This is a genomic window from Desulfobulbus oligotrophicus, assembly GCF_016446285.1.
GTDB lineage: Bacteria > Desulfobacterota > Desulfobulbia > Desulfobulbales > Desulfobulbaceae > Desulfobulbus > Desulfobulbus oligotrophicus.
In genome coordinates, this window is sequence record NZ_CP054140.1 from 1,633,151 (window position 1) to 1,659,574 (window position 26,424).

General features: G+C 50.6%; 26 protein-coding genes, 1 tRNA gene and 1 pseudogene. 12 read left to right on the forward strand and 16 right to left on the reverse strand.

Annotated elements, in window-relative coordinates:
• Window positions 1-2: 2 nt before the first annotated feature.
• The gene (locus tag HP555_RS07310; RefSeq protein ID WP_199261050.1) at window positions 3-986 is read right to left on the reverse strand and encodes a P1 family peptidase; all 984 of its coding nucleotides are present in this window, start codon (window positions 984-986) and stop codon (window positions 3-5) included.
• Between the two features lie 109 nt (window positions 987-1,095).
• On the reverse strand, window positions 1,096-1,224 hold the full coding sequence (locus tag HP555_RS14220) for a hypothetical protein (RefSeq protein WP_269846835.1): 129 nt from the start codon (window positions 1,222-1,224) through the stop codon (window positions 1,096-1,098).
• A 152-nt stretch (window positions 1,225-1,376) separates the two neighbouring features.
• On the opposite strand from HP555_RS14220, the gene HP555_RS14370 reads away from it, so the two are divergent.
• The 3 genes from HP555_RS14370 (at window position 1,377) to HP555_RS07320 (ending at window position 3,623) form a co-directional block, all read left to right on the forward strand.
• Entirely contained in the window at window positions 1,377-1,514 is a 138-nt protein-coding gene (locus HP555_RS14370) for a transposase (RefSeq protein ID WP_408639827.1), read from the forward strand.
• A 207-nt stretch (window positions 1,515-1,721) separates the two neighbouring features.
• Entirely contained in the window at window positions 1,722-3,233 is a 1,512-nt protein-coding gene (locus HP555_RS07315; RefSeq protein WP_199261052.1) for a fused MFS/spermidine synthase, read from the forward strand.
• Between the two features lie 183 nt (window positions 3,234-3,416).
• Entirely contained in the window at window positions 3,417-3,623 is a 207-nt protein-coding gene (locus HP555_RS07320) for a hypothetical protein (RefSeq protein WP_199264582.1), read from the forward strand.
• A 102-nt stretch (window positions 3,624-3,725) separates the two neighbouring features.
• On the opposite strand, the pseudogene HP555_RS14280 reads toward HP555_RS07320, so the two are convergent.
• The 13 genes and pseudogenes from HP555_RS14280 to HP555_RS07380 form a co-directional block, all read right to left on the reverse strand.
• Window positions 3,726-4,067: pseudogene (locus HP555_RS14280) on the reverse strand (HNH endonuclease); the annotation flags it as partial.
• A gap of 132 nt (window positions 4,068-4,199) precedes the next feature.
• The gene (locus HP555_RS07330) at window positions 4,200-7,241 is read right to left on the reverse strand and encodes a type I restriction endonuclease subunit R (RefSeq protein ID WP_199261054.1); all 3,042 of its coding nucleotides are present in this window, start codon (window positions 7,239-7,241) and stop codon (window positions 4,200-4,202) included.
• A 172-nt stretch (window positions 7,242-7,413) separates the two neighbouring features.
• A complete protein-coding gene (locus HP555_RS07335; protein WP_199261056.1) occupies window positions 7,414-7,938 on the reverse strand; it encodes a hypothetical protein in 525 nt (174 codons plus the stop codon).
• Window positions 7,931-8,650, reverse strand: coding sequence for a DUF3800 domain-containing protein (locus HP555_RS07340; RefSeq protein ID WP_199261058.1), 720 nt, complete (start codon window positions 8,648-8,650; stop codon window positions 7,931-7,933). The genes HP555_RS07335 and HP555_RS07340 overlap by 8 nt, the downstream gene beginning before the upstream one ends.
• Before the next feature lie 113 nt (window positions 8,651-8,763).
• Window positions 8,764-9,939 carry a restriction endonuclease subunit S gene (locus tag HP555_RS07345; RefSeq protein WP_199261060.1) on the reverse strand — a complete coding sequence of 392 codons (1,176 nt, stop codon included), beginning with the start codon at window positions 9,937-9,939 and terminating at the stop codon, window positions 8,764-8,766.
• Window positions 9,936-10,970, reverse strand: a complete 1,035-nt coding sequence (locus HP555_RS07350; RefSeq protein WP_199261062.1) for a PDDEXK nuclease domain-containing protein — start codon at window positions 10,968-10,970, stop codon at window positions 9,936-9,938. The genes HP555_RS07345 and HP555_RS07350 overlap by 4 nt, the downstream gene beginning before the upstream one ends.
• A gap of 51 nt (window positions 10,971-11,021) precedes the next feature.
• On the reverse strand, window positions 11,022-12,119 hold the full coding sequence (locus HP555_RS07355) for a HigA family addiction module antitoxin (protein ID WP_199261064.1): 1,098 nt from the start codon (window positions 12,117-12,119) through the stop codon (window positions 11,022-11,024).
• Window positions 12,112-12,456, reverse strand: a complete 345-nt coding sequence (locus tag HP555_RS07360; protein WP_199261065.1) for a type II toxin-antitoxin system RelE/ParE family toxin — start codon at window positions 12,454-12,456, stop codon at window positions 12,112-12,114. Before HP555_RS07360 ends, HP555_RS07355 begins: the two co-directional genes overlap by 8 nt.
• A gap of 22 nt (window positions 12,457-12,478) precedes the next feature.
• Complete coding sequence (locus HP555_RS07365) at window positions 12,479-14,014, reverse strand: type I restriction-modification system subunit M (protein WP_199261067.1); 1,536 nt, start codon at window positions 14,012-14,014, stop codon at window positions 12,479-12,481.
• Window positions 14,007-14,381 carry a four helix bundle protein gene (locus HP555_RS07370; RefSeq protein ID WP_199261069.1) on the reverse strand — a complete coding sequence of 125 codons (375 nt, stop codon included), beginning with the start codon at window positions 14,379-14,381 and terminating at the stop codon, window positions 14,007-14,009. The genes HP555_RS07365 and HP555_RS07370 overlap by 8 nt, the downstream gene beginning before the upstream one ends.
• An 8-nt stretch (window positions 14,382-14,389) precedes the next feature.
• The gene (locus tag HP555_RS07375; RefSeq protein WP_233249105.1) at window positions 14,390-15,886 is read right to left on the reverse strand and encodes a type I restriction-modification system subunit M; all 1,497 of its coding nucleotides are present in this window, start codon (window positions 15,884-15,886) and stop codon (window positions 14,390-14,392) included.
• A 75-nt stretch (window positions 15,887-15,961) separates the two neighbouring features.
• Window positions 15,962-16,162 carry an Arm DNA-binding domain-containing protein gene (locus tag HP555_RS14375; protein ID WP_408639828.1) on the reverse strand — a complete coding sequence of 67 codons (201 nt, stop codon included), beginning with the start codon at window positions 16,160-16,162 and terminating at the stop codon, window positions 15,962-15,964.
• A 188-nt stretch (window positions 16,163-16,350) separates the two neighbouring features.
• Window positions 16,351-16,437: transfer RNA gene (locus HP555_RS07380), tRNA-Leu, on the reverse strand.
• Between the two features lie 388 nt (window positions 16,438-16,825).
• Here HP555_RS07380 and HP555_RS07385 point away from each other — a divergent pair.
• The 9 genes from HP555_RS07385 (at window position 16,826) to HP555_RS07425 (ending at window position 26,049) form a co-directional block, all read left to right on the forward strand.
• On the forward strand, window positions 16,826-17,806 hold the full coding sequence (locus tag HP555_RS07385; RefSeq protein ID WP_199261071.1) for a bifunctional riboflavin kinase/FAD synthetase: 981 nt from the start codon (window positions 16,826-16,828) through the stop codon (window positions 17,804-17,806).
• A gap of 134 nt (window positions 17,807-17,940) precedes the next feature.
• On the forward strand, window positions 17,941-18,585 hold the full coding sequence (locus tag HP555_RS07390; protein WP_199261073.1) for a tetratricopeptide repeat protein: 645 nt from the start codon (window positions 17,941-17,943) through the stop codon (window positions 18,583-18,585).
• 3 nt (window positions 18,586-18,588) lie between these two features.
• Complete coding sequence (locus HP555_RS07395) at window positions 18,589-19,743, forward strand: DVU0298 family protein (protein ID WP_199261075.1); 1,155 nt, start codon at window positions 18,589-18,591, stop codon at window positions 19,741-19,743.
• A complete protein-coding gene (locus HP555_RS07400) occupies window positions 19,733-20,341 on the forward strand; it encodes a tetratricopeptide repeat protein (protein WP_199261077.1) in 609 nt (202 codons plus the stop codon). Before HP555_RS07395 ends, HP555_RS07400 begins: the two co-directional genes overlap by 11 nt.
• Entirely contained in the window at window positions 20,342-20,992 is a 651-nt protein-coding gene (locus HP555_RS07405) for a riboflavin synthase (RefSeq protein ID WP_199261079.1), read from the forward strand.
• An 88-nt stretch (window positions 20,993-21,080) separates the two neighbouring features.
• Window positions 21,081-22,325, forward strand: coding sequence for a bifunctional 3,4-dihydroxy-2-butanone-4-phosphate synthase/GTP cyclohydrolase II (locus HP555_RS07410; RefSeq protein ID WP_199261080.1), 1,245 nt, complete (start codon window positions 21,081-21,083; stop codon window positions 22,323-22,325).
• Between the two features lie 21 nt (window positions 22,326-22,346).
• Complete coding sequence (ribH, locus tag HP555_RS07415; RefSeq protein ID WP_199261082.1) at window positions 22,347-22,814, forward strand: 6,7-dimethyl-8-ribityllumazine synthase; 468 nt, start codon at window positions 22,347-22,349, stop codon at window positions 22,812-22,814.
• Between the two features lie 57 nt (window positions 22,815-22,871).
• Complete coding sequence (nusB, locus tag HP555_RS07420) at window positions 22,872-23,294, forward strand: transcription antitermination factor NusB (RefSeq protein ID WP_199261084.1); 423 nt, start codon at window positions 22,872-22,874, stop codon at window positions 23,292-23,294.
• Between the two features lie 589 nt (window positions 23,295-23,883).
• A complete protein-coding gene (locus HP555_RS07425; protein WP_199261093.1) occupies window positions 23,884-26,049 on the forward strand; it encodes an FtsK/SpoIIIE family DNA translocase in 2,166 nt (721 codons plus the stop codon).
• A 6-nt stretch (window positions 26,050-26,055) separates the two neighbouring features.
• Here the strand turns inward: HP555_RS07425 and HP555_RS07430 are convergent, their stop codons facing one another.
• The gene (locus HP555_RS07430) at window positions 26,056-26,373 is read right to left on the reverse strand and encodes a hypothetical protein (protein ID WP_199261095.1); all 318 of its coding nucleotides are present in this window, start codon (window positions 26,371-26,373) and stop codon (window positions 26,056-26,058) included.
• Window positions 26,374-26,424 lie beyond the last annotated feature (51 nt).

Genomic DNA, 26,424 nt, shown 5'->3' on the forward strand with positions numbered 1-26,424 from the left:
TTTTATTTTGTGGTCGTACCCCTGTTCTCGAAATTCGCCCAGCATTTAAGCCCGAAGAGCGGGGCGGCATTCTTTACAGCAGAGACAATGGCTTTCTCCACTACTCTTGCCGCCAGCAGACCAAGCGTGCTCAGATCCGCATCAACCTGTCCAGTCGCCATGGTGAAGACAGTGTCTCCATCGAACATGGAATGTGCGGGTCGCATCGTTCTCGCATAGCCGTCATGGGACATGGACGCCAGTTTGGTTGCCTGTGATTTGGTCAGCACGGCGTTTGTGACGACAACCCCGATTGTTGTGTTCCCGGCAAAGAGGTCTCTTTTTGAGGCATAAGACCGGATCATCACTGTTTCTGTGTCGGCGGGTCCATTCAGATCCTCGTTCAGCAGGCCGGCCAGCCGCTCGCCTGTTTCCGGATCAATCACATCTCCAAGACAGTTGACCGCCACAAGCGCTCCGATCTTCAATGTATCCACCTGCATGGCATAACACCCAAGCCCGCTCTTCATGGCCCTTTTCATGCCCAGTATCTTCCCCACTGTTGCACCTGTACCGGCACCAATACTGCCATTCGCACAGGTCCGGTCTGCAGCGTTCCGACACGCCTGATACCCCATCTCCCTGTCCGGCCTTACTCTATGATCGCCCACTGCCAGGTCGAACAAGGCTGCTCCGCATACAATCGGGACTCTGGTGACCTGCACGTCAAAACCGATGTCTCTTTCTTCCAGGTACTGCATCACACCAGAGGCCGCATCAAGACCGAACGCACTGCCTCCTGTCAGGAGGATTGCATGTACCTTCTCCACCAGGTTGACGGGATGCAGCAGGTCGCTTTCCCGGGTCGCCGGAGCACCGCCCCTGACGTCGATCCCAGCGGTTACGCCTTTTTCAGAGATGAGCACAGTGCACCCTGTGCCGGCATCCAGATTGTGGGCATGACCTGTTTGTATATCTTCTATTTCGGAAAAATCTATTTCCTGCATATTGATTCTCTCCCTGTCTCTGACATACATGCAATGCGCTTCATGCCGAATGCCCGAAATCAGCCGCTGCCATAAACGGCCGGTTGCGTTGAACTGTTCGGCACACAGCTCATTTCTTGCATTCCGGCACTGGAGCCGTCCACACAACAAATTGTTCGAGCGGTTCCAGCTTGTACGGTAGCGCCTCAATATCAAACGGCAATGATTTTTCCGAGACTGCGGCCAGAGTTTCATCCATGAGGCCATGTTTTTCGCAAAAGAAAGAAACCAGTTTAAGGTATCTGCGTAAAAGTAGAATTGATGGACGCCTGTTTTTTTCTTCCAGCCTGAAGTGGTTTAATTCAAACGGACACCCTGCTAAGAGTGAGTCAACCGAAAGTGAGGTGTTCGATGAGTGAGAAAAGAAACAGGCAGCGATTTACCAAAGAATTCAAAGAGGACGCCGTCCGACTGGTTTTGGAGCAGGGCTACAGAGGTTGGTCACGGAAGATTGGACAAGCCGTTCAGTGGAAAATCTGCTATCCGTAACGCCCTGAGATGGGTAGAACAAGGAGCAGAACATGGCAAAAGGAACGAGACGGAACCATTCAGCGGCCTTCAAAGCGAAGGTGGCCCTGGAAGCGGTAGCTCACCGAGAGTGCCGCCGGCGGTACTCTCTTTTTCCTGGAAAAATTGGCTGTTCCCCGGTACATCTGACAAAAATTGACTCGTTTTACGGCAACGGTAAACAATCTTATGATCGATTTCCGCCCCACGCGAGGACCTGTCATGCTCCACTGCTGCATCTTTCTCTGCGGCGCGGCCCTGATGGTCATCGAACTGACCGGCTCCCGCATCCTTGCCCCCTTCCTCGGCACCTCCCTGGTCGTGTGGACCAGTCTGATCGGCATCATCCTCGCCAGCCTCAGCCTCGGCGCCTGGTGGGGAGGCTCCCTGGCCGACCGATTTCCGCATCCCCGGCGGCTCGGTCGGATCGTCCTCCTTTCCGCCTGGGCCACCGCTGCCATCGGCCTGTCCAAGACCTGGGTGCTTGAATTTCTCCAGGGCGCGGGCAGCCTGCACACCGTCGCCATCATCGCCACCGTGGCCCTGTTTGCACCGGCGGCAATTCTGCTCGGCATGGTGCCGCCCTTTGCCGTCCGCCTCTGCCTGGAGGATCGAGAACATGGCGGCCGGACGGCGGGCAGCCTCTATGCGATCTCCACCGTCGGCTCCATTGTCGGCACCTTTCTCGCCGGTTTTGTCCTCATCGCCTGGGTGGGCAGCACCGCCATTCTCTTCATCACCGCTGCCTCCCTGGCCCTCGCCTCCTGGCTGGCCGATCCCGCGACCAAGGCCCTGAAGGGTGCGTCCATACTCCTTTTCGGTCTGGCCCTGTTCTTCTGCTGTCAGCAGGACCAATGGCAGGAACAGTATGGATTTCTCGACCGGGACACTCCGTACAACCGGGTGCTGGTCTATACCGGCAAGGAGGCAGGCAGCGACCGCCTCACCCGGGAGATGGTCACCGGGCCCCAGGGTCGGCAATCCGCCATGTACCTGGATGACCCCATTGCGTTAGCCCTGCCCTATACCCGGTTTTATCGCCTGGTCGAACATTACCGGCCCGACGCGCGCCGCATGCTGGTGCTCGGCGGGGGCGGCTACTCCTTTCCCAAATATGCCCTGGCTCACTATCCCGAGATGCACGTCGATGTGGTCGAACTCGACCCCGGCATCACACAACTCGCCCGCAGCCATTTCGGCCTGACCGACCACCCGCGCCTCGCCATTTTCGAGGAGGATGCCCGCACCTTTCTCAAAAAGGTTGCCACCCGTTACGACATCATCCTCTGCGACGTGTTCAACTCGCACTACTCCATCCCCTTTCACCTGGTCACGGTCGAGGCGGTGCAGCTGATGTGCGCCGCCCTCAACCCGGACGGCGTGATCCTGGTCAATCTTCTGGCCTCGCCCGAGGGTACGGCGAGCCGCTTTTACCAGGCCCTGCACGCGACCTTCCAAACCCGGTTTGCCTCGGTTGAGGCTTATGCGGTGGCCGATCCCGTTGACCGTCACCTGTGGCAGAATATAATGCTGGCCGCCGGTAGCAAGCCGCCAACCGGCCTGCCCGAAGATCCGGACCTGCAGCACATGCTGGCCCATGCGCTGCCCGTACCCGGCGGCACCATTGCTCCCTTCACCGACGAATACGCCCCGGTGGATCGCTACATCGGCGAGCTGAGCCTGCGACCCGCGCTCCACTGACGCCAAAATCCGCTGCCCGGGGTCCGTCCTCCACCGCGCCCCATCACGGACCCATTTTTTCGCGCACGTGCCGAACCTGGCCATCTCCTCCAGATAGGCATCCTTGCGGTCGAGATAAAAGGCCGGGGTCCGGGCGAAGTTCTTGCCCACCAGGCCATCAATGAAAAACTTGCTGATTTCCTTGTGCCGTTTAAGGACCAACCGGGAGCGGTAGAAGATCAGCCACTCCTCCAGCGACATCGCGCCAACGGCGACGTTGAACAGCACTGCCAGGGGAATGGAGAGGATCGAACGGAAGAAGTTGCCGATGACCGCGCTTTTCGGCAAGCCGCGGACAATATTATGGGCCGAGATATAGATGCGATTGCCAAGCATTCACCTCTTGTCTGACAATTTCAATGTCGTCAATTCGTCGGTTCAGACATTGGCCGGTGAGACGTTCAATTCGATCTCAGCCATATGCAGCCGGCGAAGAACATCCCGATCCCGTTTGGAGCTGTTGCAGGATTTGCATGCCCACACCAGATTGTCCGAACTGTTCCATCCACCTCTGCTTTTCGGAAGCAGATGGTCCATGTGGAGATCATCAATAGCTCCGCAGTAACAGCAGGACATCGGATAATCGTACTTCACTCTTTCATCATCAAAGAGTGAGCACCTGCTCATGGCTCCGGAAGTCAGACCTTTGTTGAGTTTGGCGCGAATCATGTAGGTGATTCTGTTGTATTTCTTTGCGCCGCTTTGTATGGCGGAGTGTGCGCAGGCGAGGTTTGCATATGACCAGGCAATGTGCTCCCTGACTGTTTTTTCTTCTGTCCTGTTCATGAAGTGCATTAAATGCAGAGATTGCAGAGCATGACAATGAGCTGAAAAATATCAGCCGGCATTAGATAAGTTGTTCTCTGTGATACAAATGTAGCCGAAATTCCAGGCTTTTTTTTAGGGGTCTTGAAAGCAACACCAACGTTAATAGTACTGCCGGATATATCCGTAAGCCTTGTCAAACAGATCCTGGTCTTTGATTTTGTATTTCACATAAATCACTTTGCGCAGGGCCTTCTGGACCTCACGTTCTCCGGCTTTGGTGTTTTGCCAGCCCGGAAAGCGGACCAGGCGCACAATCTCGTCAATATCAGCCACAATCCGCTCGACCACTATGGGCGTCTGGCCACTTTTCACTTCAGTAAACAATTCCGTCAGGGCTGTTTGGGCCTTATCCCGTTCATCGACCGGGTCTACTTGTTTTTCGGCTTGGACCACCTCCTTGGCCAGGGTGAGCAGTTCCTTGAGAAAATCCAGGCTGTGAAGCAGGCCCTGCTCGTGCCGTTCCTTGAGTTTTTCCAGGCGTTCACCCAGAGCAACAAACTTGGGATTTTCTTTGTGCTTGCGTAAACGGGCAATGAGCTTGATCTGAATTACCCTGGATTTCCGGTCAGGGTCTTGACCATCAAGAAGCCCTTCTAAAACTTCTGCATCCATAACCAGGGTCTCAAGATCATCGCGTACTGTTTCCAGATGAACATTTTCATGGACCAGGGTAATAGTTTTCGGCCCCAGTGCGTGCCAGAGTAACTTGCCTTTATCTGTCCCCGGTTTCACGGATTGATAGACCTGAGTCAGCCATTTAAAATCCTTTTCATAGGGACCAAGGCATGGATCAGGGGAAAGAGCCTCCCACAATCGAGAGAGCACAGAGTATTGAGCTGCAAAAGCATCCCTTGTTTCATTATTGGGCAGACAGTCTTGAGCAGCCATCAGTCCTTCATAGCCGCCAAGAGTGCGGTCTACCCCAGGAAAAAAGGCCAGAGCCCTGGTTATGACCCCAGGCAATTCTTTTTTCAGTTCATCCAGGTTGGAGATCACTTGCTGCACAGCCTGGTCATCAAAATCCAAAGCCGTGGCAACTTCATCAAAAATGCCCAGATAGTCCACAATCAGCCCATGTGTTTTGCCGGGATAGGTGCGGTTGGTCCGGCAAATGGCCTGGAGCAGACTATGGTCTTTCATGGGCTTATCCAGATACATGACCTGTAAAACAGGGGCGTCAAAACCAGTCAGCAGCTTGGAAGTGACAATCAAAAACTTGAGGGGATCGTTGGGATCACGAAAGCGGTCCAGCAGTTGTTCTTCCTGGTCTTTATCCAGTTTCCACTGAGCATATATATCGGATTTACCGCTTTGAGTATGCATGACAATGGCACTGGCGTCCTCTCCAATGAGCTTGTCCAGAGTTTTTTTGTACAGCACGCAGCACTCGCGATCAAAGGTAACCACCTGGGCCTTAAATCCATTGGGTTCTATTCTGGTCTTAAAATGGTTGGCAATATGCTCACAAATAGCCTGAACCCGTGTCGGGGCCTTGATCAGCACAGCCATTTTTGCTGCTCGTTTGGCCAGATCATCACGGTCTTCTTCATTTAAAGAATCGGTCATTTGAGCATAGGCTTGGTCAATGGCCTCCTTTTTGATATGCAGTCTTACATCCACAGCCTCAAAATGCAGGGGCAGGGTAGCCTGGTCCCGGATAGATTCCTGAAAAGAATAGCGGCTCATATAGCCCTGCTCATCCTCATCCGCACCAAAAGCCCAGAAGGTATTGCGATCACGTTTATTGATGGGCGTGCCAGTCAACCCGAAGAGAAAGGCATGGGGCAAAGCTTCGCGCATTTTGCGTCCCAAATCACCTTCTTGAGTGCGGTGCGCTTCATCAACCATGACAATGATGTTGGCCCGGTCGTTTAAGCGACCCTCTGCCTCCCCGAATTTATGGATAGTGGTGATAATGATTTTGCGCGTATCAGCGGCCAGCAAACCATGCAGTTCCTGCCGGGTGTTGGCTCCAACCATGTTGGGAATATCAGCAGCATTGAATGTGGCTGTTATCTGGGTGTCCAGATCAATGCGATCCACCACAATAATCACGGTGGGATTACCCAAAAAGCGGTGCATACGTAGCTTTTGGGCTGCAAAAACCATTAACAAAGATTTTCCTGAGCCCTGGAAATGCCAGATCAGGCCTTTTTTAGGGTAGCCCTTGACCACCCGCGAAACCAAAAGATTGGCTCCCTGGTATTGTTGATAGCGGCAGATTATCTTTATGCGTCGGTGTTTTTTATCCGTAGCAAAGAGGGTATAATTTTGCAGGATATCCAGGATCACATGAGGCCTGAGCATATCACGGACGGCTTGTTGAACCTCACGCAGGCCGGAAGAAGTTTGAAGTGTGAAAAGTGAAGGGTGAAGGTCGGATTCATTTTTCAGACTTCTCACTTCATCCTTCACACTTTGCGCCTTCCACGGTGACCACATCTCGACCGGCATTCGAACACTGCCATAATGGAAGGCGCGCCCCTCGGTGGCAAAGGAAAATACATTGGGCACAAACATCTGGGGCTGACCAATTTCATAGCCATTGTGAATATCACTGGCCCCATCCACCCAGGTCACTGCCGGGCGCACCGGCGTTTTGGCCTCTCCAATAATAACTGGCAGACCATTGATGAGCAGGACAATATCAAAGCGGCGTCCACCTTCCTGGATCGGGTAAACCCACTGGTTGGTAACTATGTATTGGTTGTTATTAGGGTCATCAAAATCCACAAGACGTATGGGAGTATGTTCGCCTCGATCCCCAAAGGGCATGGATTTCTCACCCCGTAACCATTGGGCAAAAAGTTCATTGGCTCGTACCAGTCCTTCACTGGTTACGGACATGATAATGGCTCGCAGGCGATATAAAATATCATCAGCGCGGTCAGGCTGGGCTTTGATTTCTGGATTGAGGCGTATGAGAGCCTCGCGCAACATGGGTTCTACCAGCACGTCGGAGTGCTGACGGGGCAGGTCTTCGGCGGGCACAAAGTGCCAGCGAAGGTTTGCAAGCTGGAGGGTGAGGTGAGAATCGAAAAAGTCGGCTTGCGGCTCGGCAACGCACCACTGATTGTCTTTATCAGTCAGGGTATCCAGAACGAGTTGTTCAACTGTGTTTTCTTCGTTGAACCAGGTCATATTTCTCTCCCGCATGGTTAGCCGACGGTTATGCGCCAATATGAACTTTCAGACTCTGTCAATTAACTGTTGACAATTAAAGACAGATAAGAATAATTTAAAAGAACTCATCGGCCAGCCAGAGCTGGTGTAAGAGCCGAAGGAGATGAGCCTGCCGTCTGAGCAGGCTTTCTTATATTATGCGGTTTTTATATTTTTTATCAAAATCGTTTCTTTTGTACGTGTTATCCACATAAAAGGATGTAATTAACCGCCTTGTGTTATCTGGAAATTTTTTCATAATCACTACAAAGTCACTATTCTTTATCCAGACATAGGTCTTGATAGTTTTATCTCCTTCCTCATAATCCCACGTTAATACTTCAGGTTCAGTCGGGTGTTCAATCAAGGGTTTTACCCATGGTAGCCGTTCGCATCGTCTTGGGTCGGGCAACCGTTCCTGTTTGCTATCTTCATGTTGAGCAGAATAAAATTTTCTTTTCCGCCGTGGGATCCTCTCTGTTTTATGGTACCGAGAAGTTAGGTGCCAGAATATTTTTTCTTTGCCTTCTTCCTTTTCAGAAAATATCCAAACATCATGTCCTGCATATTGCAAGTTTCCATCACGAATATCACGGCAAAAAATTCCATAGAGCATCTTATAAGTGTCGCCTGTCCAAGGATTGACAGAAGCCATTGCAGGTAACCAGTCAGGCATTCTCAAAACCTCCGCTACTTGGACGCCAAATACAGAGGTTGAATTTTTGTTCGGTTGGCAAGGTATTGCGATTCAGACTTAAGCCGGTTTTGTTTTTAATCTGTTCTATGATTTCAATCTTTGCGTTACTGTTGGATAAACCACGTGCATGATATGCTACAGCACCAATCAAAACATCCGCAAGCTGCATTAGGGCAATATCATGCGAACGGACATGCTGAATTTTTTCGATAATCTCTCTTGAAAAATCGTAATTTGCATTACGCAGGACCAGTTGTAGTTTTTGTAATTTCAACCTGCTACGCGTGTCTTTTATGTCTGGATAAATATGATATTTTCGGCCAGTGAATATGAGATTCCTTAATAGATAAAAGTACATTTTATAATACCAGTCATCATGTGTCTGGTTATGCTGCTGGTGATTTAGAACGGATTTGTCGGGAATCACCCAAGCCCGAAAGCCCATGGTGGGACTTGCAAAAAAATAATCAACAAGTTCCCGATAAAAACCAACCTTGGACGGAGATATTTTTGACCATTTGATCTCAAAAAATGGCGACAGGTGATGTTTGACTTTCAGTTCGGCAATAGCCTGGTTATGCTCAGCAGCCTCTGATTTAAAACACCACAGCGCACCAAGAACCATTGCCTTCTGTCCATCACAGGGCAAATGACAGCTTTCGTCACAGTAAATATTGATTATAGATTCCAAATTGACCTCATCTTTAAAACGAACAAAGCAGAAAATATATCTTTGTAACTATGTTCGAAGTTACGACGCCGCAGAGCGTGTCGAGAACCATCAGTTCGACCATGCTTTCTTCGTTAAACATGGATAGCTCCAACTAATAACTGATTCAAAAGAGCCGATTTTGTTTTTGCGATATTGTTTAAGTCTCTCCCAGCAGTGGCGATACTTGAGTCGATCAAATCAAATTTTACTGAAAAGACATTTTGTTCTTCTATTGGGATGACTGGTACTCTGAACTCTCGAATTTGAGTTAGTGTTATCCTTGTTATAGCAGTACCCTTCATCTCTCTGATAATTTCCCATTTTCCTCTCGGGCTTCTTAAAAAAGCCAAGAGAAATTTTGCATTTAGTTTTTTTGGATTTGCCCTAATAAACGCTACGCTTGAAAGTAGGCTTACCTCCTCTTCCAGATTAAAGTAGGCGGCGTTGCCAGTGTTGGCTCCATCCTTAGTAAGGACAATATCACCATATTGAACATCTGCTCTGCGATAGATATTTCTGTGTTCTTCTTCGGTTATCCAGCCACATTCAGAAATATCAAGATAGCCATCTCGAATATTCTTTGAAGTCATATATCTCCGTGGTCCAGAAGCAGATTGAGGGGAAAAATGAGTGCCATCTTGGACTTTCAAGCAGAGACTTCCAAGTTTCTCTCTATGTATATCGTGAGTTTTTCCCCAAACTGAATTACCTAGCCCAATTCTTGTCTGATTTAGCCTGTCAATAAGAATTTTTCTGGATTCCATCACTTCATCCGCTGCCCATAGGATCTCGGCAATGCGTTTTTGTTCATCAAGGGGCGGGAGGGGGAATTCAAATTCTTTAAGTGCTTTCCAGCTGGTTCGGGGTGACAGTGAGCCTGCCGAAGTATCCAGCGCATGATCAAAGAACGCATCGCTCTGGCAGATAAACGGTAAAAGTTCCGACAGTAACACCTTTCTGTTTTTTGACTCGAAGGTCAGGATATCCCCGGAACAAATACCATCAAACTCGGCGTAGGCGACCTTGCGTTGATAGGCCCGGCGTTTGCCGAAAAGCGTCTGCCCCGACACAAACTTGCGGGTAAATGAAGTGCCATCGGCAACAGAGTTCCAGCGGCGAATATGCAAATTCTCGGGGTCGATGTGTTCGAGTCCTACAACTCTCTCAATGTTGTTGGCCTCTGGATTACGCTCCACCAGATTGGCGTTCTTGACCACCTCGCCAAACTTGACCATCTTCCAGCCGGGCTTCAGGGATTGAGCACTCATTTTTCCATCCCCTCCAACAAGGCCGCGATCTCTTCCGGCTGGGGCAGTTGCCCCTTTAATTCCCGGGGAAGGGTCCGGGTAATTTCATAGGTAGCCACACCAATGGGCTTGCGGCTATTGTGCAGGGCATATTCCACAATGGTGCGGCTTTTTTCTTTGCACAAAACAATGCCAATGGATGGGTTTTCATCTTCCTGGCGGACTTGCCGGTCCAGCGCAGTCAGGTAAAACTGCATCTTGCCCACAAACTCTGGCTGAAACTCGCCAACTTTCAGCTCAATGGCCACCAGGCAGCGCAGTCGGCGATGAAACAGCAAGAGGTCGATAAAAAACTCTTTGCCATCAATCTCCAGCCGGTACTGGCTGCCCATAAAGGCAAACATACCGCCCATGGCCCGCAGGAAATCTTCGATCCGGACAATGAGTGCCCGCTCCAGCTCCCGTTCGCTGTGTTCTTCGCCCAGTTCCAGAAAATCAAAAGTGTATTCATCCTTGACCGCCAGCTTGGCCTGGGCGCGTAGCTTGGGCGTCAGCGCCTGGTCAAAGTTGGTCTGGCCCAGCAGTGATTTTTCGTAGCTTTGATTGCCGATCTGATGAATGAGAACATTTTTGGACCAGCCGAATTTACGGGTCATGCGGATGTAGAATTCACGTTCCAGGGGATCGGAACAGCGCTCCATGATGACGATGTTATGGCTCCAACCTATTTCTCGCACCAGTAGTGCGAGTTTTTCAACCCCCTGATAAGTTTCAAAGAATCCTTTCATTCTCCATAAGTTGGAGGATGAAAACCCACTCACGCCGGGAAATTCTGCTTGAATGTCAGCTGCAAGGCTTTCTACCACTGCCCTTCCCCAGCCTTCAGCATCCTGACGTTCTACAATCATGCGTCCAATATCCCAGTACAAGCCGACCAGTTCGGTATTGACTGCTTTCAACGCAGCGTACTGGGCTGAACGAACGCGCTCTTTTACTTCGGCGAGGAGGTGCGCGTAATCAGGGCCGGGAGTGTTCTTTTTCAGCTCGTTCATTCCTTTCTCCGCTTTAATGATCATGCTGCCGCGAAAACAAGTTGCCCGCACTCATTGGGTTCCCATATCTTCCCAAGTATAAAATATTTTGAGCTTGTTCCCCACATCACTGGGCAGCACTTTGTCATGCTGCAATCTGCCCACCACTATGCCTGGTGCGATACCAATTTCATCTGCAAAGGACTTGATTTCGGCCAATGTTGGTTTACCCGACTTGAGCAAGCGGCGCATTTGTGCTGGTGGGATAAGTGTTTTGCGGGCAAACTCATTGGCTTCCTCTTCTTTTTTACAGTCACGCTGACTGTCTTCAATAAAAACATCCTTGCGATTATGCAGAAGAATATGGGCGGCTTCATGAAAAAAGGTAAACCATAAGTGATCATTACTTTTATAACGCAGGCTGAGCTGAATAAGAGCTTTATCGCCAAGCCAGCGGGTTGCTCCCCAGATACCTACTTTGGGTAATTCCGGAACGAACACTACCGCGACCCCTGCTGAAGCACAGAGCTTGACGAGTTCGGGAGCAAGGATTTTCAGATCATTTTCGCTGGTCAGGGCTCTTATTGTATCAAGGGTAGCCAGAAAATGTTTGCGATCATAAGAGGCACAAGCAATCTGATGTGCCTTGATTTCTCCCTGGCGCAGCCAGGCACTGACAGCCTCAAAACTTTTTTCAAAGCGTTCAGTTTGCCGATAAGCCACCTGAAACTTGGCCCAAACAATAGGCCATTGTTCAGGTCCAGCTATGCCAAAAAAACTGAGTACTGCTTTAAGCTGTTCTTTTTTGTCCTTGATCTGAGGAAGCCATCCGAATTTTATCATGGCTTTAACCGGTACTTTGTCGAGCCAGCATAGATGGTTCTCAAGACGTTGTTGTTCTGCAAGACGGGTCTGATCATCTTGATATTGCCGTTCCAGATTGCTCCAGAAATGCGCTGGCCGCCCCAGAACTCTTTCCAGCTTTAAGGCTGTTTCAGGTGTAATGGGTGATTTGGCTTTAATAATTTCGTTGATAGTTTTTTTGGCAAGTCCGGTTCTGTCTGAGAGTTCTGCCTGGGTCATGTTCAGTTCCTCAAGGTACTCTTCAAGCACTTCGCCGGGTGTAACCAGGTAATCAGGGATGAATGTGTTTGTTTGGGTGTTAGTCATGGGTATCCTCCACCCCAAGAATTTTGATGGCTGTTACCTTGGGCCAGTCCAATCCGCCATCTGCAAGCCTTGGAACTGGATTATGGGCAGGAGTGAAAATCAGTCGGTAAGGATGATCCAGGTCAACAGATAGCTGGCCTTTACGATTTCCTTTCAATTCGTGACATCGTTCAGGTTTTGTATACGGTGGTGATAAATCATAAAGGGTTGCAGCAGCTCGCAATGCCTTCATGCGCAAGCGTATTTTTTTAGCTCGCTTGGGGCCATGAATCCGTTCAAGCTGTGCTCCTTCGTTAAACTCTTTTTCCAGCTTTCTTGTTTTGAAGGATATGTCCAAATTTATATTCCGTCAATAATGATTAACCTTTTAGGTTAATAGAATTTAAAATTTTAAACAATTCTTCCATGGAAGTCCTGAGGGCGAGAGAGCTTTTCTGCCAATCCGCAATGGCCTGTTGGAGGTTTGATGCTCCATAGCTGGCTTGATTTTCCGAAACATTGACTGCCATCTGTATTGGAGCACGGACATAAAGAGGTATGCTCAAATTGCAATTATTCTGACGGATTTCCTCATTACTCACTACACGGCCAAAGCCATCCTCATCATCAAAAGCCCGGTAGGCAGCAACAATGCGCTGGATGTGATCCTCAGCAAGAAAACTCTGTGCCCGTTCGCGGGTTACCTCGTTTACCGCATTGATGAGCAGCACCTTGTTCCGGCGTTCTCTGGGTTTGTGCATGCGACAGATGACCACACAGGCTTCCATGGGCGAGTTGTAAAAGAGGTTGGGACCAAGGCCCAGAACACATTCCAGCACATCATGACTGACAAGTTTTTCACGCATGGCCAGTTCTTCATTACGAAAGAGTACGCCGTGAGGGAACAGGATAGCGCAGCGACCACTTTTGGCCTGCATGCTTTTGATAATATGCTGCCAAAAGGCATAATCAGCCCGGCCCTGGGGCGGCGTGCCATAGATATTGCGTCCCCAGGTATCAGCAGACCAGGCCTCGCGGTCCCATTGCTTGATGGAATAGGGGGGATTGGCCAGGACCACGTCAAAGCGCATCAGCTGGTCGCCTGCCACAAAGGCAGGATTGGACAGGGTGTCACCCCGAACAATGTTAAAATCCTCAAGACCATGTAAAAATAGGTTCATGCGGCCAATGGCTGAGGTGAGCAAATTGCGTTCTTGACCAAACAAACGCAGGTTGCGCCATTCCTTGTTCCGGCCCTTGAGATGGGTCACAGCAGACAGAAGCATTCCAGCAGAACCACAGGTGGGATCGTAAATGGATTCACCTGATTTGGGCTGAAGTAATTCAGTCATCAGATGGACCACAGTGCGGTTGGTGTAAAATTCAGCAGCAGTGTGACCGGAATCATCAGCAAACTTTTTGATCAGAAATTCATAGCCCACACCCAGCTCATCTTCCGGACAATTGGCTAGCGAAAGGTTTTGTGAACTAAAGTGTTCGATGAGCTCACGGAGCATGTGGTCGGGCAGGCGGTCCTTATTGGTCCATTGGGCATCACCAAAAACACTGTACAGGGTATCAGGGTTAGCAGCTTCAATGGCTCGCAAAGCATCTTGAATGGCTTTGCCCACATCCTTGACCTGAGTACGCACCATGCGCCAATGGGCTTGTTCTGGAATTTGAAAACGATGTAATTCAGGCAGTAAAGCATACTCTTCATCCCCGCCTGATTCCTTCAGGGCCAAGGCCAATTCCTCATCATACACATCACAAAGCCGTTTGTAGAACAGCAGGGGAAAAATAAACTGCTTGTAGTCTCCAGCATCAATATGCCCACGGAGCAAGGTGGCTGCTCCCCAGAGGTAGGACTCAAGGGTGAAGGGTGAAATGTGAGGGGTGAGGGTTTTATCAGCCATTGGTTTTTGCTCTCTCACGCTTGGCTCGAATTTTACGAATGATACTGGTCAGGATGGCAATCAGTTCGTCTGCTTCCTGAATCAGGTCTGTCAGGCGGTCTGAAGAAACAAGATCCGTCTCGGATAACAAGCGAAGCCAGTAATGTGTTTCTCGTGCTTCTTTGCAGGCAATGCTGTATTTACTAAGAAAGTCGGCTTCACTCTGACTGGCCTGACCTTCCTCTATATTCGCCCCAATGGAGGTACCGGATCGGAACAACTGATTTGCGAGGGCTCGGGATATACTGGAAGAGCCCTCAAGATGTTTACACAGCGTGACAATACGTTTGGCAAAGTCAAAAGATCGTTTGGGCAGGTCTTGTCTCATTTCACACTTCACCCTTCATCCCTCACACTTCCAAAATGCTGCTTAAGCAGCATTTTGAGCCTGTCTTCGGCTGCATACGCTGCCTGTAGTGATTCCTTGAGGTTGGCAATGGCCCGGTCCATGGTTATGGATTCTTCCTCAATGACCGGTTCCACGTAGCGGGGAATATTCAGGTTGAAATCATTCTCGCGAATCTCTTCAAAGGTAACCACCCGGCAGATGCCTTCCACATCCTGGTAATTTTTGTACCAGCCATGAATGTTATGCACATGCTCTGGTAAAAGTTCATTCTGAGCACGACCAGCTTTAAACTCTTTGGAAGCGTCGATGAACAGAACCTTTTCCCGTTGGGAGACCGCCTTTTTATTTCGAAAAATCAAGAGGCAGGGCGCAAGGCCAGTGCCATAAAAGATATTTTGCCCCAGGCCGATGACTGCTTCCAGTATATCCATTTCCAATAATTTACGACGAATTTGCCCTTCTTGGGACATACGGAACAAAACACCGTGGGGAAGCACTACGGCCATGCGTCCTGTCTTGGTGGCCATGGACTTGATCATGTGCTGGACCCAGGCCAGATCTCCGGATCTGGCTGGAGGCAATCCGGCAAAATTACGACCGTAAGGATCATTGATCCACATATCCTCTCCCCATTTTTGCAGGGAAAAGGGTGGGTTGGCGATAACACAATCAAAGGTAGCCAGGCCATCACCCGAATAAAAGGCAGGGTGTCGTAAGGTATCGCCGCGTTCAATGTGAAAATCTTCAGCCCCATGAAGAAAGAGATTCATACGCGCAATGGCTGAAGTGGTCAGATTTTTTTCCTGGCCATAGAGTTTGCCGAGCATAAGGTTCTCATCACCACCATGCTTTTGCACATAATGTATGGCCTCAAGAAGCATTCCTCCTGTGCCGCAGGCAGGATCATAAATAGTTTCTCCGGCCTTGGGTGCCAGGATGCGGATCATTAAGGTGACCACAGACCGTGGAGTGTAAAATTCACCGGCTTTTTTATTGGTCAGGTCGGCAAATTTCTTGATCAGATATTCATAGGCCTGGCCCAGTACATCCGCCTGACATTGTTCATTGCCTAAATGAAGGGATGAAAAATGCTCGATCAGATCTTTGAGCAAGGCATCGGACAGACGATCTTTGTTGGTCCATTGTGCATCTCCAAAAATACCGTGTAAGGTATCTGGATTGGCCAGCTCTATGCAGCGCATGGCCTTTTGCAGGGCGTGACCAAGGTTGCTACTTTTGGCCCGGACATCTGCCCAATGACATCCTGCTGGAATTTGGAAGCGATGGTTTTCGGGAAACAAGGCATATTCCTGGTCACCGTCAGATTCAAGCAAAGCCTGGGCATATTCTTCATGGTACACGTCCGAGAGCCGCTTGAAAAAGAGCAGTGGGAAAATGTAGGTCTTGAAGTCAGCCGCATCCACAGGACCACGGAGGATATTGGCCGATTCCCAAAGATGGGCACAAAGTGTACTGTTATCCAAATTAACGAACCATTTTTTAAAGCAAGAAGGGGTTGAGTTATCGACCGTTATAGTGCCGATACTAGTCAAGGCTTATCATTTTGAAGCTGTTTTCAGTGATAACACCGGGTATGCTCCGCGTACAAAGGTTAACGTTTTATTCGGCAGAAGCACAAAGCAGTAGCGCCATGTTTTCCTGTCACTGATAGCAACGTGCAGGAAGAGCTTCGTACCATTGTTGAGCTGGTATGTTTTATTCTTAGGTTTTGGGTTGCGCACCTGAATTGCCGTTAACATGGGCCGTTGCCTCTCAGGACAGGTGTTTGGTTACAGTCAATCTGTGTCCGATTGTATACCCGGTTCTTGATACGGATGTCGATAGGCCAAAACAGAGGGCAGTGGGCAAAGGGCATAGAAAAACCCCGTTAATTCCAAGAATTAACGGGGTTATAAGGATTCCGGTGAACTGTACCGGATTATATTTCTGGTGCCGAAGAGAAGACTCGAACTTCCACTGGGTAACCCCAACTAGACCCTGAACCTAGCGCGTCTACCAATTCCGCCACTTCGGCATTGCGGCAGGAAATATGCTCGTCTCTGATCCGTTTGTCAAGCAATTCTTGTGAGATTGTTACTGATAATAAATGTGACACCACTTTAAGCCGGCGTAAGTGGCCGAAAGTTACTGACAGGAAGGTGCGAAAAAGGGTGCAACAGATGGCTGGAGCCTTTACCCGTCATGCTTTTGCCGTTGATTGCAGGAAGGGTCGAAGGGCTCGGTACTGAGGGAAGATAACCTGTGTTGTGCCGGGGGTGTTCGGGTTGCTGTGGTGCTATGAACTGTTTGCGTGTTTTCCGGATTTGGAGTACATATCCTCTCTTTAATGTTTGCGATAATATCTTTTTCAATTGTCTGGCTCATAGCCATGCAGAAAGGCTATTCGATGCCGCCTGGTTTCCATGGAAATTTTCACCGATCTCAACGAGATACACACGCCTTTTCGGCAAGCGCACGTAACTGTCGGCAACTTTGACGGTGTTCATTTAGGTCATCAGAAACTGTTTGACCAGGTAGTGGCGCGGGCGCATCAGAACAACGGGACCAGCGTTGCCGTGACGTTTGATCCGCACCCGTTGAAAGTCTTGAGTCCGCATGGCATCCGTCTGATTTCAACGACTGCACAAAAAATTGAACTGATCAGGCGGGCCGGTATAGATGTGCTGGTCATTGTTCCGTTCACCGTTGAGATGGCAAACACCACTGCTGTCGAGTTTGTTGATCAGATTCTGCTCGGTCGGCTGGGGATGCGCGACCTGGTGGTGGGCTATGATTATGCCATGGGCAAACAGCGTCTGGGTGATACTGTTTTTCTGCAGCAGCAGGGAGAAGAAAAAGGGTTCACTGTTATGGTGATGCCTGCCCATTATGAGCAGGGCATGCTGGTGTCGAGCAGCAGAATCAGGGAGCTGGTGGCTGCCGGAAAGATGGGGGATGTCCGTCGTCTTCTCGGTCGATACTACCAGATCCGGGGTATTGTTCAGCTCGGCCGGCAGCGGGGAGGCAAGCAACTCGGATTTCCTACGGCCAATCTCTATCTTTCAGAAGAAGATCTCTGCCCGAAGCGCGGTGTCTATGTAACGCAGGTGATCTATGATGGCCGGCAGTACGGCGGAGTTTCAAACATCGGATACAATCCGACGTTCGGCGATACAAGCCTGGTCGCAGAAACACATATCTTTGACTTTAGCAGAGATATTTACGGACGCCCGTTAAAGATTAATTTGCTGCGTCATCTTCGCAGTGAAGTTAAATTTGCTGGATCGGATGCCCTGATCCGGCAGATCCGCCGTGATATCGAGGTGGCGCGGAAGGTGCTCGTCAAGGAGCAGCAGAGACGACTGATCGCCTATCATGACAAGTCGCTGCCGGGGGCGGCATAAAGTGTCTGCTGCAGACAGCCGGGTCTTGCGTCTGTCCCGATCGTGCCTATACTTAAAAACAATTTTCTGAAATCACGTCCGAACGTCTATCGGACAGAACGAGCGCATTTAGCCGCGGAATACAGGTTGCCATTATGACAGAAGTGCAGAAGCAGGAGCAGAAGGTAAGTGATTTGACAGAGGTTATTGCCGAGCTTGAAAAGATTGTGGAGGAAAAGCCCAACAACGTCATGGCCCGGCATCATCTTGGGTTGGTGTACAGAAAGGCCGGCAGAGTGGAAGATGCCATAAAGCAGCTTGAAAAGACGATTGAGCTGGACAATCAGTCCATGGAGAGCATGATCAACCTCGGGGCCATTTATTTTGACCAGGGTGATACTGACCGGGCTCTGGAATTAAATGAACAGGCGTTGGGTATCAGTCCGACCATGGCGGAGGCACATGTCAACATCGGGCTTATTCGCCAGCATCGTGGTGAAGTTGAGCAGGCCATTGAGTGTTATTCCCGTGCTGTACAGATCGATCCCAAGCTTATCACCGCGTGGATCAATCTGACTTCGGCCTATACCATGAACGAAGAAGATGCCAAAGCCGTGGATGCGGCACGTCAGGCGGTTACCCTTGAGCCTGATTCACCCATGGCGCGTAACAATTTGGCTGTGGCCCTCTATTTCAACGACGAGTTTCAGGAGGCACAGCGTAACATGGAGAAGGCAGAGGAGTTGGGGTACAGTGTTGATCCCAGGTTCCGCGATGCCTTGCAAGCTAAGTTAGGATAAGAGATGCGCAGTAGACCCGAACTGATCAGCAAACCCTGGTGCCCTTTTTGCGGTATGGATGTTGCCCGTCCATCCTTTGGTACCCAGCGTAAAATGCTGGAGTTTCCCATGGGAACCTGTGAGTGTGGGGCTGTGTATGTTGCCGAAGCCACAGGTCACAACATCGGTGCAGCCATGGTCGAGTGTCTTGTCAACGCCTGTAATGAGCAGTGGGAGTTGGCCTGGGAGCTTGATCCTGAGGAAGATTACCTGACCGGCCTTCTTGAAGATTATGACGAGGTGAGCCATCAGGTGGTACCGACACGCAACCTTGATGGTCGTGCCGTGCGTGGTGTGCTGTACTTTGTTCGCATGAATCAGGAACCTGCAGAACTGGTGCAACGCTACGAGCAAAAGACAAAAGCAGCACCGACAGCCGGTCGTCAGGAAGGTGCCGGGCAGGGCGAACCGGTTAAACCATCCACCAGCCCGACCCGTCATGAAAAACGAGATAAGCAGAAAGCCGACAAGAAGCTGGTCCGTGAGCTGGCCCAACGGGTTGATATTGATGCGCTGGTTGCACTCTACTTTGATGATCGCAGGGTGTTACGTTACCTGCAACGGCTTTTATATGAACCAAACCCGGATGTCCGCTATCGGACAGCCTGGGTGATCGGTCAGGTCAGCGGCCGAGTGGCTGATCATGAACCCGGCGCCATTGCCGACCTGTTGCATCGTTTGTTTGCAGCCTGTGCTGATTCAGCAGCCACTTCTTGGGGAATGCTTGAGACCATCGGTGCTGTCATTGCGGCGCGGCCGGATATCTACGGGGCCTTTACCAGGCACCTCTATAGCTATATGGGGGATCCGGCCCGTCGAGAGGCTGTACTTTGGGGATTGGGTGAGATCGCAGATGCGAAACCTGAACTTATCCGGACTATACCGTTTTATTCTCTGTTTCCGGTGATGAATCACCCCAATCCGGTTTTACGCGGGTTAACGCTGCGAATGCTTGGTCGGATACGGGCCAAAGAGGCCGGGTTTCAGATCATGGGTTTACAGCACGATACCACCCCCATCACCATTTATGAAAAGGGACAACCTCTGGAAACAACAGTGGCCGATTTGTCTGTCCAGGCCACCGAAATCATTCATAAGGAAGATGCTGATGAGCAATGAGTTTATTCAACCTTTAAACACCATCGGCCCGATGAAAGAGGGGGGCGAGATTGATAATCTTGACGATAATCCTGCCCGACAGGATTATCGCGGGGGACGTAAATTACTCACCGAAGGTAATTATGTCCAGGCAGCACTCGCCTTTCACAATGCTTTGCTGGGATTTGAAGAGCAGGGTGATCAGGTTGGGGTGGCTAACGCCTCCGATCGACTCGGTGACACCTGTCTGGCCCGTGGTGAGTATGCCATGGCGATTGCCAATTACCAGCGTACTGCTTCCATTTGTGAAACACAGGATGATAGCTTCTCTCTCCTGGCGGTGAACAAGAAGATGGCGACCGCCTACCGGAAGCTTGGTGACGGGGAAAAGGCTTTGGAGTTGTTGTATGACATGCTGGAGCATTACCGTCTTATTCACAATCCTGAAGGAGCGGTGGCAACACTTACTCTGATTGGAGAGACCTATGAAGAGCTGGGTGAGCTGCCCAAGGCAGCGGACGCCTATCGTTCCATAGCCGGTATTCACAGTCGGTTTAAACATGACCGCCTGGCAAAAGAATTTGCTGAACGGGCCGACGCTCTTGAACAGGATCGGTAAATGTTCACCGGAATCATTCAGGGATTAGGGATTCTCTACGAAAAACGTCCGGCAGGCGGCGGGATGATTTTTGGTTTAGAGACCGAATTCGACCTGATCGATCCTGAAGAAGGAGAGTCCATTGCCGTCAACGGTGTATGTTTAACCGCGCGCAATATCAGAGGGAACCGGTTTTATGCTGATGTCTCGCCGGAGAGCCTGCGACGAACAGGGCTTGGACGGTTGCAGGCCGGCGGTAAGGTTAACCTGGAAAGAGCACTGCGGCTGTGTGATCGCCTGGGCGGACATCTTGTCAGTGGGCATATTGATGCCCAGGGGCAGATAAAGGAGCGGAGAGAGGTTGGTGACTTTACCCTGTTCACCTTTAGTCTGGATACCGGTTTCACCAGATATGTTGTTGAAAAAGGCTCGATCGCCATCGATGGTGTGAGTCTGACAGTGAATGAGTGCGGGCACGATAGATTTTCAGTGTCGATCATTCCCCACACCCTTGCCGTCACCTCCCTTGGCAGGCTGCGGGAGGGCGACTGGGTCAATATTGAAGTTGATATGATTGGCAAATATGTGGAAAAGCTGTTGACGGGAAAGGCGGCTGACAGCGGATCCGGCAGAATAAATTCTGCTTTTTTGATTGAACATGGTTTTATATGACACTTTGCAAGTGCTCTGTAGTCAGCCATGGGTGGTGAGATAACTAAGGGGATGACCAAGACAGATGTCTCCCGTGAAAGAGGGCATTATGGCAGTCAGTTCGATTGAAGAGGTTGTAGAGGATATAAAAGCCGGAAAAATGATTATCCTGGTGGACGATGAAGACCGGGAAAATGAAGGTGACCTGTGCATGGCTGCAGAACTGGTGACTCCGGAAGCAGTCAATTTTATGGCGACTCATGGACGGGGACTGATCTGTCTGGCATTGAGCCCGGATATTGTTGATCAGCTGGATCTGCCGATGATGGTTCCTAACAACCAGTCACCTTTTGGTACCGGGTTTACCATCAGCATCGAGGCGCGCACCGGTGTCAGCACCGGTATATCCGCAGCAGATCGGGCCCGGACCATTGAGGCGGCGGTCCATCCCCAGGCCACCCCGCGTGATATTATCAGCCCCGGCCATATCTTTCCTTTGCGGGCCCGGGGTGGTGGAGTTCTGGTCCGTACCGGGCAGACCGAGGGTTCCGTTGATTTGGCCCGGATTGCCGGTTTACGTACCGCAGGCATTATCTGTGAGGTTATGAAAGAAGACGGCACCATGGCCAGGATGCCTGATCTGGAGATTTTCGCTGAAGAGCACGGCCTGAAGATCGCTACCATCGCTGATCTGGTTGCCTATCGGCTTCGCAAGGATATGCTGGTGCGCCGGGCAGCGGAGGCGCGGCTGCCTACTTCTCATGCCGGTGAATTTCGGGTGATTGTCTATCAGAACGATGTGGACAGGCAGGAGCATGTTGCCCTGATCAAGGGGGAGATCACCCCGGATAAACCGATAATGGTGCGGGTTCATTCCGAATGCCTGACCGGAGACATCTTCGGTTCAGTCCGTTGCGACTGCGGATTTCAGTTGCATGCCGCCATGCGGATGGTTGAACAGGAAGGTGCAGGTGTGGTGCTGTATATGCGCCAGGAAGGGCGGGGGATAGGTCTGGTCAATAAGCTGAAGGCGTATAAGTTGCAGGACAGCGACGGCCTGGACACTGTTGAGGCCAACCTGCGGCTCGGGTTTAAGCCTGATCTGCGGGATTATGGGATCGGCGCTCAGATCCTGCGTGATCTGGGTGTGCGCAAGATGCGACTTTTAACGAATAATCCCAAGAAAATTATCGGGCTGGAAGGATACGGGCTGGAGGTGGTGGATCGTCTTCCCATCGAGATCCTCGGAGAAGAGGAAAACAGGGACTACCTGCGGACAAAGCGTGATAAAATGGGGCATATTTTGGAACTGTACGGCGACATGCCGATAGGGTCTGTCACCAGAGATCCGTAATTCAGCAACAGGAAGAACAGTATGGCACACTATCTTGAAGGGCACCTGCAAGGTACAGGACGGAAGATCGGCATTGTCGTTGCCCGTTTCAACTCGTTCATCTCTGAAAAATTACTGGAAGGGGCGATTGACAGCCTGGTACGTTCCGGTGTGAATAGTGACGATATCGTGGTCGCCCGGGTTCCCGGCGCGTTTGAGATTCCTCTGGCTGCCCAGAAGATGGCCCGTTCAGGGAAACACGACGCTGTTATCTGCTTGGGAGCGGTCATACGGGGGGCAACGCCGCACTTTGATTATGTTGCCGGTGAAGTGGCAAAGGGCACTGCACAGGTCATGCTTGATACCGGTATTCCGGTATTGTTTGGTGTGTTAACCACGGAAACCATTGAACAGGCCATTGAACGGGCAGGTACCAAGGCCGGTAACAAGGGGTCGGACGTGGCGGTTGCAGCTCTGGAAATGGTCAACCTGTTCGATGCGATTGGTTGATTTGCCTCATCTGTTTTTTTAAATATCAGCCGGTGACGGGTAGCTGGGGTACGGAAGATGGGCCTGCGTCGTAAGTCCAGGGAGTTAGCTCTGCAGTTTTTGTTCAGCCATGATTTTCAAAAGCGTGTGCTTGCTGCCGAGTCGTTGGCCTCTGATCTGGATTTTTTTTGCCGAAGTTTTGATATTACGCAAAAAGCCGTACCCTATGGCCGTCAGCTGATTGAAGGGATCAGTGCTCACCTTGAGGATATCGATAAGCTGCTGGCCGAGCATTCCCATAATTGGAGGATCGAGCGCATGTCCTCGGTGGATCGGAATATTCTCAGAATTGCGATCTTCGAGATGCGCTACGGTCCGGAAATTCCAGTGCAGATCGTTATCAACGAAGCCCTGGAAGTTGCCAAACGTTACTCCATCCACGAATCAGTTGCCTTTATTAACGGTATCCTTGATGCAATCCAGGCTGCCGTGCCTCAATAGCCGCCGGCGTATCGCCGCTTTGGTAGCAGCACTGTCAACACTCATGGTACGTTTGTCTGTCTGCGTTTCTTTCCCGATTCATCCGGGACAGGCGTATGAACACGAAGGATGCGTCCGACTGAAGACGGGCCTGCTGCAGTGGGGTTCGCTCTTTGCGGCCCATATCAGAGGGTCAGTCGATATCGCTCCTTCAGCAGCCGATGTGATGGAAGGTGTGCAGACAGTGCTGCCCCACGTTTTTCCAGCCTGCTCTTCTGTCCCGGTTACTGCATAGATGTCTGTAAGCCTGCCGATGCTTTAATTTAGACCCGGACTGCCTGGTCCTTCAGTTTTTTGTCCTGTTTTTTTTGCCTGCTCCAGGCATCTCTCCTGGCAGTGTGTATGGAATTTCCTGATCTGCTGGATGGATCTTTCCGGTGCCTGTGCACGCTGCGTTTTGCTCTTTTGTGGCAAATGAGGTAAAAACACGCGACCCTCTGCCTCTGGAGACATCAGCTGATCCCGCCTGTGGCTGATGTGATAGCAAAAAAGAGGTGTGTCTGTACAAAACGGAAAATAAAAAACAGCGAACATCATTCGGGAAAGGGAGATGGACGACATTCAGACAGGTGCAGGAAGCAGAAGAAGACAGGATGTAAAAGTTCTTGTGCTGCTGTTTCTCGCACTTTTTTTATTGATTGCTTTGGGGAGTTATCTGGTGCCGTTGCTGGACGCCGAACCGGTGCGGCAACAACCTTCCGCTAACTTATGTGGTGTGCTGGGGTTTTATACAGCGCACTATCTGTTTTCATTCTTTGGGATTATTGCCTTTTTCCCGATTTTGTTATTGGGATATGCGCTCATTCGCGTCCTGTTTATACGAACGATCCACCATCGGCTGCCATCTATTGTGGCCGGTGTGTCCGGTATTTTGTTGAGCACCTCCGGTCTGTTCGGGGGAGTTGAACAGCTGTTTGTACCAGCCTCCCTCATTGTTCCCGGCGGTTATGTGGGATCTTTGCTGTGGCATTTCCTGAACAGTGTGATCGGTACGGCCGGGACAGTGCTGTCATTGGCACTGCTGTTCTTGTTTTCCCTCATGGTTACCCTGCATTTCTCTCCGTTTGGTTTTATGCGGCGATCTCCAACAGAAATAACGGAACATGACGATCTTCTCGAGGCTGAACCAGAGGTTCAATCACCGCCGAACAAACCACGGTACAGACTGCCATCGCTGAAGACCCGGAAAGAGACACCGCCCATTGAGGAGGAAGAGGCGGTGTCTTTGCCTCCCGTACACACCGCACCAAGCTCTCCAGGGAAAACAGACAGGGTCCGGGAGGCTCTACCGGTCACCTCGTCCCTGGTCGATTTTCAGCGGCCGCCGCTCTCTTTGCTGGACCAGACAACAGCCGGTAAGGTGGAGCTCAGCCGGGAGCACTACTATGAGGTGAGTTCCACGCTGCTTGCAAAGCTGCAGGATTTTGGAGTGCAGGGAACCATTGCCGGCATTTCTCCGGGACCGGTTGTCACCACCTACGAGTTTTCACCCGCACCCGGTGTCAAGATTAACCGTATCGTCACCCTGGCAGACGATCTGGCCATGGTACTCAAGGTTGATCGGGTACGCATTGTCGGCTCCATTCCAGGTAAGGCGGCGATCGGCATCGAAATCCCCAACCCTGTCCGGGACACTGTCTACATACACGATATTTTAGAATCTAAGGAATATCGGGAGGCGCGATCCGTCCTCAGCCTGGCATTGGGATTTGATGTTGTAGGACAACCGGTTGTTGCTGATCTGGCCCGCATGCCGCACTTGCTTATTGCCGGTGCAACCGGTGCCGGTAAATCTGTGGCCATCAACGCTTTTATAGCCTCCATACTCTATAAAGCCACGCCGGCTGAGGTCAGACTGTTGATGATTGACCCCAAGCGTATAGAATTATCCGTCTATGAGGATATCCCGCACCTTCTTCACCCGGTGGTAGTGGAGGCGAAACTAGCCTCGCGGGCTCTGCTGTGGGCGGTACGGGAGATGGAACGGCGGTATCGTCTGCTTGAAGAGCGCCGGGTGAAATCGTTTACCCGCTACAACCAGGTATCGGACGATAAATTACCCTATGTTGTCATTATTGTGGATGAACTGGCTGACCTCATGATGGTGGCATCAAAAGATGTTGAAACCTCAATCGCCCGTTTGGCTCAAATGGCCAGAGCCGCGGGGATGCATATTATATTGGCAACTCAAAGACCGTCGGTCGATGTCCTGACAGGCCTGATCAAGGCGAATTTTCCAACCCGCATCTCGTTTAAAGTTTCTTCCAAGGTCGATTCCCGGACAATTCTCGATGGCTCAGGTGCAGAACATCTGCTGGGTATGGGTGACATGCTGTTTCTACCGCCCGGGGCAGCAAAGCTGCAACGTATTCACGGGGCCTACATATCTGAACAAGAAACAGACAGATTGGTGGGCTATCTTAAGGATCAGGGGGTGGCAGACTATGACGAGGCTGTCCTGCAGGACATTGAAGAGGACACCTCGGCAATGGATGAGACCGAAGAGCTTTACGATGAAAAGTATGATGAGGCAGTCGCCATTGTCACCGAGACCGGACAGGCATCGATTTCCATGGTGCAGCGGCGGTTGCGGGTGGGATATAATCGCGCCGCCCGAATCATTGAAGTGATGGAAAAGGAGGGGATAGTCGGCCCGGCGGATGGCTCGCGGCCGCGTGAAGTGCTGGTTCGACCTTCGTATGGTGATATGGAGTAGTCATTGTCAGTAAAGTTTTGCCGTATGAAAGGGGGAATGGACGATTTGTGCAGGGTAATAAATACTGCTGTCAAATATGATCAAAGCATCCATCCATAATTCTGATACTTTTGATAAATTTTGCTGTTCAGCCTTGTTTTGACGATTTTTCTTGACATCGGGAAGGTAACAAATTAAAAATGTGCATGCGTAAAATGAGTGACCGTTCATTTTTATTCTGCATGTCAAACCAACTGAAATGCGTTGAAAATCGGGTTGGTCATTTGTTTGGTCGAGGTAGAAAAACGGATGGCTGCGCAACAGTGCTTGCTCTTGTTGATGCAAGAGGCTTTTGGCAGCTCAAATTGGGTGTCATAACGGAAAATCCTAGTGAGG

Coding starts and splice junctions, on each gene's coding strand:
- HP555_RS07345 (WP_199261060.1), bottom strand. CDS start 9,939: ATGAGTGCTCAATCCCTGAAGCCCGGCTGGAAGATGGTCAAGTTTGGC.
- nusB (WP_199261084.1), top strand. CDS start 22,872: ATGGGCCTGCGTCGTAAGTCCAGGGAGTTAGCTCTGCAGTTTTTGTTC.
- HP555_RS14375 (WP_408639828.1), bottom strand. CDS start 16,162: ATGTTAACGGCAATTCAGGTGCGCAACCCAAAACCTAAGAATAAAACA.
- HP555_RS07315 (WP_199261052.1), top strand. CDS start 1,722: ATGATCGATTTCCGCCCCACGCGAGGACCTGTCATGCTCCACTGCTGC.
- HP555_RS14220 (WP_269846835.1), bottom strand. CDS start 1,224: ATGGATGAAACTCTGGCCGCAGTCTCGGAAAAATCATTGCCGTTTGAT.
- HP555_RS07335 (WP_199261056.1), bottom strand. CDS start 7,938: ATGCCTGACTGGTTACCTGCAATGGCTTCTGTCAATCCTTGGACAGGC.
- HP555_RS07385 (WP_199261071.1), top strand. CDS start 16,826: ATGGAAATTTTCACCGATCTCAACGAGATACACACGCCTTTTCGGCAA.
- HP555_RS07310 (WP_199261050.1), bottom strand. CDS start 986: ATGCAGGAAATAGATTTTTCCGAAATAGAAGATATACAAACAGGTCAT.
- HP555_RS07425 (WP_199261093.1), top strand. CDS start 23,884: ATGGACGACATTCAGACAGGTGCAGGAAGCAGAAGAAGACAGGATGTA.
- HP555_RS07370 (WP_199261069.1), bottom strand. CDS start 14,381: ATGAGACAAGACCTGCCCAAACGATCTTTTGACTTTGCCAAACGTATT.
- HP555_RS07405 (WP_199261079.1), top strand. CDS start 20,342: ATGTTCACCGGAATCATTCAGGGATTAGGGATTCTCTACGAAAAACGT.
- HP555_RS14370 (WP_408639827.1), top strand. CDS start 1,377: ATGAGTGAGAAAAGAAACAGGCAGCGATTTACCAAAGAATTCAAAGAG.
- HP555_RS07350 (WP_199261062.1), bottom strand. CDS start 10,970: ATGAACGAGCTGAAAAAGAACACTCCCGGCCCTGATTACGCGCACCTC.
- HP555_RS07395 (WP_199261075.1), top strand. CDS start 18,589: ATGCGCAGTAGACCCGAACTGATCAGCAAACCCTGGTGCCCTTTTTGC.
- HP555_RS07390 (WP_199261073.1), top strand. CDS start 17,941: ATGACAGAAGTGCAGAAGCAGGAGCAGAAGGTAAGTGATTTGACAGAG.
- HP555_RS07355 (WP_199261064.1), bottom strand. CDS start 12,119: ATGACTAACACCCAAACAAACACATTCATCCCTGATTACCTGGTTACA.
- HP555_RS07400 (WP_199261077.1), top strand. CDS start 19,733: ATGAGCAATGAGTTTATTCAACCTTTAAACACCATCGGCCCGATGAAA.
- HP555_RS07365 (WP_199261067.1), bottom strand. CDS start 14,014: ATGGCTGATAAAACCCTCACCCCTCACATTTCACCCTTCACCCTTGAG.
- ribH (WP_199261082.1), top strand. CDS start 22,347: ATGGCACACTATCTTGAAGGGCACCTGCAAGGTACAGGACGGAAGATC.
- HP555_RS07330 (WP_199261054.1), bottom strand. CDS start 7,241: ATGACCTGGTTCAACGAAGAAAACACAGTTGAACAACTCGTTCTGGAT.
- HP555_RS07410 (WP_199261080.1), top strand. CDS start 21,081: ATGGCAGTCAGTTCGATTGAAGAGGTTGTAGAGGATATAAAAGCCGGA.